The organism is bacterium (genome assembly GCA_040755795.1).
Classification (GTDB): domain Bacteria; phylum UBA9089; class CG2-30-40-21; order CG2-30-40-21; family SBAY01; genus JBFLXS01.
In genome coordinates this window covers 1-3,830 of the sequence record JBFLXS010000395.1, presented here as the reverse complement: position 1 = coordinate 3,830, position 3,830 = coordinate 1, and the positions used below count along the sequence as shown (strand labels likewise).

The following is a 3,830-nucleotide window of genomic DNA, read 5'->3' as shown; positions in this document are numbered from 1 at the left end:
TGTAGAGTTATAGAGATAAGTCGTAGAGTCTTTTCTTAAGTAAAAAAATAAAAAAAAGCTTGACACTTTACATAACAGACACAGAGACGCAGAGAAAAAATTAAAATTTATTGATAACTATTCAGCCCCAGATGGACACAGATGAAACACTGAAAATTCGTGAATCGTGTCCGGTATCCGTGTCCGTAGTTAGGCTGAAGATTTTTCCTCCTGTTGTCCTCTGCCTTCTGCCCTCTGTATTTATCCGTGCTAATCCGTGTTAATCAGTGGCTGAATAGTTACTTTATTTCTATGTCTTCTCTGTTCCTCTGCGTCTCTGCGGTAAAGGATTACTTGAACGGTTACACTTTTTGATTAGCCGAAAAGGAGAAGATTAGTGGGTAATTTCTCGAAGTTGTGGATTTAGCCGTGGGTCATTATACATCTTAAATTGGCGATAGACTTTAAGTCTTTTCTTACCAGTAAAAATTTCCTCAAGCAAAACATCAAGGCAATTTTTTAAATCATTGAATTGTTCTTTCAAGATATGGACTTTTTCCTGGCAGGTTTTTATATGTTCAGAATCTACATCTATCCTTTTTGTTTCCTCAGTCATATGGTATATTTTAAGCGAAAGTATCGACATTCTGTCCAGAATACTTCCCGGGGTTTCTGAATTCATTGGCAAAGAAAGGTTTTGTGGGTGTAATATCTGGTATAGATATTCATCAATCTTTTCAATAGTATCATTTCTATTCTGATTTAACTTATCAATCTTCCGCTTTACATCTGCAATAACCTTATCAGCCACATCTGTTCTCCGAGCAATATCTTCTTGATGCCACAAACGATAATTAGTCAAATGCAAGTTATAAATAATCTGATAAATTCCTTCGTAATTCTCAATCTCAAGATATTCATCCTGATGCCATTTAACCAGACAATCAGTATAAAACTCCTTTATTAACATTACATCAAACATTTTTACTTCCTCTTGAAAATCGGGGCTCGGGACTCGGGGTTCGGGATTCGGGAAGGCTGATAGCCGCAGGCTTCAGCCTGATTTCACCTGAAAATAGCGAATTAGTGAATTAGAGATTAGCGAATTAGTATAGTATCCACAGACTCGTATCCTCTGGTTTAGAACACATATTCCCCCTTAATAAAGGGGGTTAGGGGGTTGTCCTTCTCCCATTTTCATTGCCCTTTGTGAGCCTTGGCTCATGTCCGTTTCCCCTGAAAATAATCCGCAGATTTCGCAGAGGACACAGATTTTTATTTTTTTATCTCCCCGCTGGCGGGAGATTAAGAGGTTAGGGGATTCTTTTATTCCCGAATCCCGAGCCCCGAGCCCCGAGTTCCTTAATTTTCATCGTCCTTTGTGAATCGCAGACTCATGAGCGTTTTTCCTCAAATCGTAAGTGTTTAGCCAAATAACTAATGACCAATGCGTTGTATCAACTCTTCAATCTTTTTAAGATACTCTATCTCACTTATTTCAGTGATACAGCGATAGACTTTACATCTGGCAACATTACACTTTTCTTTACAACCGGGGTCATAATCTACAAACTGGTGGAATTTACTCTCAGGTGGTGTCCAGTTAAAAGGGTTTGATTGTCCAAAAGCAGTTACCGTTGGAGTCCCAGCGGCAATCGCAATATGTCTGATGCCATTATCATTTCCGATGTAAAAATTGACTTTTTCAAAAAGAGCCCTAATCTGACTAATCGTTGGGATTTCATAATCATCGAATGTCCTCTCGGCATACTTCATTCGGGACTTTACCTTATCAATAAAACCCTTTTCATTATGACCCCACATAAATAGAATTTTAGCGTTGTATTTTTTAATTAAACCATCTGAAATCCAGGCAAATTTTTCTGCTGGCAAAACTCTATATTCTCGCCTTGAAACTGGACAAAGGGCGATAACGAAATCATTAGCAGTAATTCCTAACTTTCTTGTTAGTTCCCTGGCATATTCATAATCTTGTGATGAGCAAAAAAACTCAATTTGACAATCTTCTACATCTATTCCAAGTGGTTTTAACAGATGTAATTTATGAATGGCGGAATAAAGATTTTTATCCTGAGGTAAATTTACCTTTGAGGTATATAACCAGGCTCGACCACGAAAGTTAAATCCAATTCGATGTTTTGCCCCACTAAAAAAGGCTATCTGTGCACTGCGAGGATTACTAAAAAAATCTATGACTAAATCAAATCGCCTTTTGCGTAATTCCTGGATGAATTTCAGATAATCCTTTGCTTTAAAATGGCGATTATGGAGTAAGATTTCATCTACATAAGGATTGTGACGAAAGATTTCATCAGATGGCGGTTCGGTCAAGAATGTAATTTTTGTCTCAGGAAATCGTTTTTTAAGTGATTTAACCGCCGGCGTAGTCATCAAAACATCGCCTATTCTCCTTAATTGAATAAGTAATATCTTATCAGGATTAATTTTCATCAAATTTATTCTATCCTACATCATTATTTTTGTCAACTAAAAATAATGGTAAATTTTTTAAAAAAACTTGACAAAAAAACTTTTTTGTGTTATCTTAAGAAAGGTCGGTCTATGCTTGAAAGTCGCTGATAAAAAACTCGACTATTTCAAGGATAGTTTAATGGTAACCAGTAATTGAGATTGCTATTTAACCAATTACCAGTTACCAATTACCAAACGATAAGGAGGTGATAAAAGATGAAAAAGATGATTATTGCTTTGAGTATTCTCTTATTACCGGCGATGGGGAATGCCGACTCGTGCGTGGGCAAATATTGCTTCAAATGTAATGACTTTACCGATACCTGGGTATGGTGTGTAGATCTCCATAACTACGCGGCTGCAGTAAGCGTGACGGGTTCTAACCCTGTCTATCCTTCCGCGATGGCAGGAGGAGGGTATATAACGAATGATAATCATGTGTACCTTACTGTGATGGAAATTATACCAAATGAGGGAATATATGGAGTTCACATGATTGACCTTGACCTGGCGACAATGACTGGTGTGGATGACCTGGTTTGGTATAACAACGATGGGACGGTAGGACCTTATTACACAGATCTTCCGTTCTCTCAAATTTCATGTCCGGTGGATTGCGCCAAAGGTAGTGGCGAAACAACTCTAAAGAAATAGTGTTCACGGCGAAGAAATGAAAAAAAGAGGTGAGAAAAGATGAAAAAGATAATTATTGCCGTGAGTATTCTCTTATTACCGGCGATGGGGAATGCCGCCTCGTGCGTGGGCAAATATTGCTTCAAATGTAATGACTTTACCGATACCTGGGTATGGTGTGTAGATCTCCATAACTACGCGGCTGCAGTAAGCGTGACGGGTTCTAACCCTGTCTATCCTTCCGCGATGGCAGGAGGAGGGTATATAACGAATGATAATCATGTGTACCTTACTGTGATGGAAGCTCTGCCAAATTGGGGAATGTATGGAGTTCACATGATGGACATTGACCTGGCGACAATGACTGGTGTGGATGACTCGGTTTGGTATAACAACGATGGGACGGTAGCAGTTTATTACACAGATGTCGCGTTTTCTCAAATTCTATGTCCGGGTCCGGCGGCTTGCTCCGAAGAAGGTAGTGAAGAAACAACTCTACTAAAGAAGTAGTATTCACGGCGAAGAAATGAAAAAAAAGAGGAGGTTCCTTTTATGGAGGGCCTCCTCTTTTTTAATAATTAAAACTTTTGCAGTAACTATTCACCGCAGAGATGATATGATAAAGTGTCAAGTTTGACCTGCGAAAGATTTTATGGTATACTATACAAAAAGTATTAACTAACTAAAATAAGGAGGACAAACTTATGACACAAACAACATATTTA

The 3,830-nt window shown here is 38.3% G+C and carries 4 protein-coding genes; 2 read left to right on the top strand and 2 right to left on the bottom strand.

The genetic code is table 11. From position 1 onward, the window contains the following. Window positions 1-373: 373 nt before the first annotated feature. Window positions 374-961, bottom strand: coding sequence for a DUF4254 domain-containing protein (locus AB1414_17250; GenBank protein MEW6609162.1), 588 nt, complete (start codon window positions 959-961; stop codon window positions 374-376). 455 nt (window positions 962-1,416) lie between these two features. Continuing rightward, complete coding sequence (locus AB1414_17245) at window positions 1,417-2,451, bottom strand: glycosyltransferase family 9 protein (GenBank protein ID MEW6609161.1); 1,035 nt, start codon at window positions 2,449-2,451, stop codon at window positions 1,417-1,419. Between the two features lie 237 nt (window positions 2,452-2,688). On the opposite strand from AB1414_17245, the gene AB1414_17240 reads away from it, so the two are divergent. Both AB1414_17240 and AB1414_17235 read left to right on the top strand, forming a co-directional pair. Beyond that, a complete protein-coding gene (locus AB1414_17240; protein ID MEW6609160.1) occupies window positions 2,689-3,126 on the top strand; it encodes a hypothetical protein in 438 nt (145 codons plus the stop codon). Between the two features lie 39 nt (window positions 3,127-3,165). Then, entirely contained in the window at window positions 3,166-3,615 is a 450-nt protein-coding gene (locus tag AB1414_17235) for a hypothetical protein (protein ID MEW6609159.1), read from the top strand. Window positions 3,616-3,830: the final 215 nt, after the last annotated feature.